Source organism: Stenotrophomonas pictorum JCM 9942 (assembly GCF_001310775.1).
Lineage (GTDB): Bacteria > Pseudomonadota > Gammaproteobacteria > Xanthomonadales > Xanthomonadaceae > Stenotrophomonas > Stenotrophomonas pictorum.
In genome coordinates this window covers 1-4,010 of record NZ_BAZI01000249.1, presented here as the reverse complement: position 1 = coordinate 4,010, position 4,010 = coordinate 1, and the positions used below count along the sequence as shown (strand labels likewise).

General features: G+C 68.2%; 5 protein-coding genes. 4 read left to right on the top strand and 1 reads right to left on the bottom strand.

Annotated features, from left to right (window positions below):
- Positions 1-35: 35 nt before the first annotated feature.
- Positions 36-896, bottom strand: a complete 861-nt coding sequence (locus JCM9942_RS11765) for a tryptophan 2,3-dioxygenase (protein WP_054659870.1) — start codon at positions 894-896, stop codon at positions 36-38.
- A gap of 285 nt (positions 897-1,181) precedes the next feature.
- On the opposite strand from JCM9942_RS11765, the gene pdhA reads away from it, so the two are divergent.
- The 4 genes from pdhA to JCM9942_RS11745 form a co-directional block, all read left to right on the top strand.
- The gene (gene pdhA / locus JCM9942_RS11760) at positions 1,182-2,270 is read left to right on the top strand and encodes a pyruvate dehydrogenase (acetyl-transferring) E1 component subunit alpha (protein WP_054659868.1); all 1,089 of its coding nucleotides are present in this window, start codon (positions 1,182-1,184) and stop codon (positions 2,268-2,270) included.
- 84 nt (positions 2,271-2,354) lie between these two features.
- A complete protein-coding gene (locus JCM9942_RS11755; RefSeq protein WP_054659866.1) occupies positions 2,355-3,341 on the top strand; it encodes a transketolase C-terminal domain-containing protein in 987 nt (328 codons plus the stop codon).
- Position 3,342: 1 nt separating this feature from the next.
- Positions 3,343-3,696: an SH3 domain-containing protein gene (locus JCM9942_RS11750; protein WP_054659864.1), complete on the top strand. Its 354-nt coding sequence runs from the start codon at positions 3,343-3,345 to the stop codon at positions 3,694-3,696.
- Positions 3,693-4,010, top strand: a 318-nt coding sequence (locus JCM9942_RS11745) for a biotin/lipoyl-containing protein (protein ID WP_304941140.1), incomplete at its 3' end; no start/stop codon positions are given. The genes JCM9942_RS11750 and JCM9942_RS11745, both read left to right, overlap by 4 nt.

Genomic DNA, 4,010 nt, shown 5'->3' with positions numbered 1-4,010 from the left:
GGGCAACGGCGCCGGGGGGCTGCCCGTGGCCCGTCTCAGCCGTCGGCGCGGATACTGGTGCGCACTTCGAACAGTTCCGGGAAGAAGGTCAGCTCCAGCGCCTGGCGCAGGAAGCCCACGCCGGAGGAGCCGCCGGTGCCGCGCTTGAAACCGATCACCCGCATCACCGTGCGCATATGCCGGAAGCGCCACAGCTGGAACTGGGTTTCCAGGTCCACCAGGTCCTCGCACAGCGAGTACTCGCGCCAGTAGCGGTCGGTGTCCTGGTAGATGGTCTCGAACACCGGGCGCAGCGCCGGATCGCTGACATGCGGCCGGGTCCAGTCGTGGTCGTCGTAGGTGGCCGGGATGGCATGGCCGAAGCGCGCCAGATAGGCCAGGAACTCCTCGTACAGGCTGGGCGCCTCCAGCACTTCACGCAATTGCGCCTGCCCGGCCGGGTCGTGGGCGAACACGTTGAGCATGTCGGCGTTCTTGTTGCCCAGCAGGAATTCGATATAGCGGTACTGCAGCGACTGGAAGCCCGAGGAGGGCCCCAGCACGTCGCGGAAGCCCATGTATTCGGACGGGGTGAGCGTTTCCAGCACCGCCCACTGCTCGGTCAGCAGGCGCAGCACCTGCTTGGCGCGGGCCAGCACCTTGCGGCACTGCCAGACCTGGTCGCGCTGCAGGAAGCCGCGCGCCGCGCGCAGCTCGTGCGCCAGCAGCTTCAGCCACAGCTCCGAGGTCTGGTGCTGGATGATGAACAGCATCTCGTCGTGGTGCGGCGGACTGGACAGCGGCTGCTGCGCGGACAGCAACTGGTCCAGGCGCAGGTAGCCGCCGTAGGTGAGCCGGCCCTGCAGATCGGTATGGATACCGGCTTCGAGCTCACGCTGGTTCTTTTCTACGGTCATCGGTCGTGCCTGTGCGCGGGGCGCAAAGCGTAACGCAGCCCGGCCATTGGCGGCGGCCCCGCGCAAACGGAAACACAACACTTGCCAGCGCGCCCGGCGCGACAATACGTAGGCCCGACAACGCGACTGAATACGTTGAGTTTGCGGCGCCTGCCCCGTGGCTATCGACCCCGGCGGACGCTCGCACGGCGGTTTGTGCTGCGCCGCAGGACGGCTTTTCCGGTCCGAGTCCTTACCATGGGCAATTCCTATCATTTGAAACCATCTGTTCAAGGTGTTGATGCGATGACGGTTTCCGCCCAGTTCCAAATCGAATACCTGCAGTACCTGGATGCCGACGGCAACCTGGTCCGCGACGACCTTCCCGCCTCGCTGCGCGATGCGCGGGCGCTGCTGCCGATGTTCAAGCAGATGCTGGCCACCCGGGTGTTCGACACCAAGGCCGTGGCCCTGCAGCGCACCGGCAAGCTCGGCACCTTCGCCTCCTGCCTGGGCCATGAGGCGGCCCACGTCGGCATTGGTGCGGCCATGAAGCCCGGCGACGTGTTCGCCCCCAGCTACCGCGAGTACGGCGCCATGTTCATGCGCGGCGTACGCCCGCGCGACGTGCTGATGTACTGGGGCGGTGACGAGCGCGGCAGCGATTACGACCGCAACAGCGACGCGGTCCGCGACTTCCCGATCTGCGTGCCGATCTCCACCCAGTGCCTGCATGCGGCCGGCTCGGCGCTGTCGTTCAAGCTGCAGGGCAAGCCGCAGGTGGCGGTGACCGTGTGCGGTGATGGCGGCAGCTCCAAGACCGATTTCTACGCCGCGGTGAACTCGGCCGGCGCCTACAAGCTGCCGCTGATCCTGTGCGTGGTGAACAACGGCTGGGCGATCTCGGTACCGCGTTCGGCCCAGACCGGTGCCGAAACCCTGGCGCAGAAGGGCATCGCCGGTGGCCTGTTCTGCCTGCAGGTGGACGGCAACGACCTGATCGCGGTGCTGGCGGCGATGGAACAGGCGCGCGAACGCGCCCTGGCCGGCGAGGGCGGCACGGTGCTGGAACTGCTCACCTACCGCCTGTCCGACCACACCACCGCCGATGACGCACGCCGCTACCGCGACGATGCGGAAGTGAAATCGGCCTGGTTGAAGGAACCGCTGATCCGCCTGCGCAAGTACCTCACCGCACAGGGCGTGTGGAGCGAGGAGGAAGAAAAGAGCTGGATCGCCGAATGCGGCGCGCGCGTGGACGAGGAGGTCAACGCCTACCTCAACTGCCCGGTGCAGCCGGTCGAGGCGATGTTCGACTATCTGTATGCCGATCCGCCGCCGGACCTGCTGGCCCAGCGCGCCGACGCCATCGCCCTGGAGCAGCGCCATGGATGATCTCAAGCGCACCGCCCCTGAATCCACCGCCGGCCACGACGCCGCACGGCGCACAGCGCCGCCACCGCGCGCGGAGAAGAGCCCATGACCGCAACGCCCATCACCCTGATCGAAGCGGTGACCCAGGCCCTGGCCTGGGAAATGGAACACGACCCCTCGGTACTGGTGCTGGGCGAAGACGTCGGCGTCAACGGCGGCGTGTTCCGCGCCACCGCCGGCCTGCAGCAGCGCTTCGGCGCGCAGCGCGTGCTGGACACCCCGCTGGATGAAACCACCATCGCCGGCCTCACCGTCGGTCTGGCCGCGCAGGGCATGAAGCCGGTGGCCGAGGCCCAGTTCGACGGCTTCGTCTACCCGATGGTCGACCACGTGATCTGCCATGCCGCGCGCCTGCGTTACCGCACCCGTGGCCGCCTGCACTGCCCGATGGTGCTGCGCGTGCCGTGGGGCGGCGGCATCCGCGCGCCCGAGCACCACAGCGAAGCCAACGAGGCCATCTTCACCAACGTGCCGGGGCTGCGCGTGGTGCTGCCGTCCAGCCCGCAGCGCGCCTACGGCCTGCTGCTGGCCGCGATCCGCGAGCCGGATCCGGTGATCTACATGGAGCCCAAGCGCATCTACCGCCAGTACAAGGAAGTGGTCGCCAATGATGGCGAGGCGCTGCCGCTGGACGTGTGCTTCGTGCTGCGTGACGGCACCGACGTGACCCTGGTGACCTGGGGCGCGCAGGTCAAGGAAGCGCTGGAAGCGGCCGACAAGCTGGCCGGCGAAGGCATCAGCGCCGAGGTCATCGACGTGGCCACGCTGCGTCCGCTGGACTTCGCCACCATCGCCGAATCGGTGGCCAAGACCGGCCGCTGCGTGATCGTGCAGGAAGCGCCCAAGACCGCCGGTTTTGGTGCCGAGATCGCCGCGCGCCTGGCCGAGGAATCGATGTACGACCTGCTGGCCCCGGTCGAGCGCGTCACCGGCTACGACACCCACATCCCGCTGTTCCGCCTGGAGATGAAGTACCTGCCGAGCGTGGAGCGGATCGTGGCGGCGGCCAAGCGCGCCGTGGCGGCGGGCTGACATGCGGGCACGCCTGCATGGCAGTCACCGCAACCAGTACCGCAACCCGGTGCAACTGCGCACCGGACAGATCGTCGAACTCGGTGTCCGCGACGAGGAATGGCCGGCCTTCGCCTGGGTGAAAACCGCCGAGGGCACCGCCGGCTGGGCCCCGGCCGACTGGTTGCGGCCGCTGGGGGACGGCCGCGCCGAGGCTTTGCGTGACTACAGCGCGCGTGAGCTGGACGTGGACCGCGGCGAACAGGTGCGACTGCATCACGAACATGGCGGCTGGTGGTGGTCCGAACGCGCCGATGGCGTGCAGGGCTGGCTGCCGGCCCGCGAACTTGAACTGCTGGAAGAGAACTGCACATGAGCCAGACCAAGAGCTTCAACCTGCCCGACCTGGGCGAAGGCCTGCCGGACGCCACCATCGTCGAATGGTTCGTCAAGGAAGGTGACGTGATCCGGCTGGACGAGCCGCTGGTGTCGATGGAAACCGCCAAGGCGGTGGTCGAAGTCCCCTCGCCGGTCTCCGGCAAGGTGCTCAAGCTGGCCGGCGCGGCCGGTGACATCGTGGTCACCGGGCACATGCTGGCGCACTTCGAGATCGACCCGAACCTGCCGCAGCGTGCCGAAGGCCAGGACACCGGCCACCACCACGGCGCGCCGGCCGAAGCCGCGCCGGTG

Bases quoted from the DNA above. Each gene is read 5' to 3' on its own strand.
- JCM9942_RS11765 (WP_054659870.1), bottom strand. From the start codon at position 896: ATGACCGTAGAAAAGAACCAGCGTGAGCTCGAAGCCGGTATCCATACC.
- pdhA (WP_054659868.1), top strand. From the start codon at position 1,182: ATGACGGTTTCCGCCCAGTTCCAAATCGAATACCTGCAGTACCTGGAT.
- JCM9942_RS11755 (WP_054659866.1), top strand. From the start codon at position 2,355: ATGACCGCAACGCCCATCACCCTGATCGAAGCGGTGACCCAGGCCCTG.
- JCM9942_RS11750 (WP_054659864.1), top strand. From the start codon at position 3,343: ATGCGGGCACGCCTGCATGGCAGTCACCGCAACCAGTACCGCAACCCG.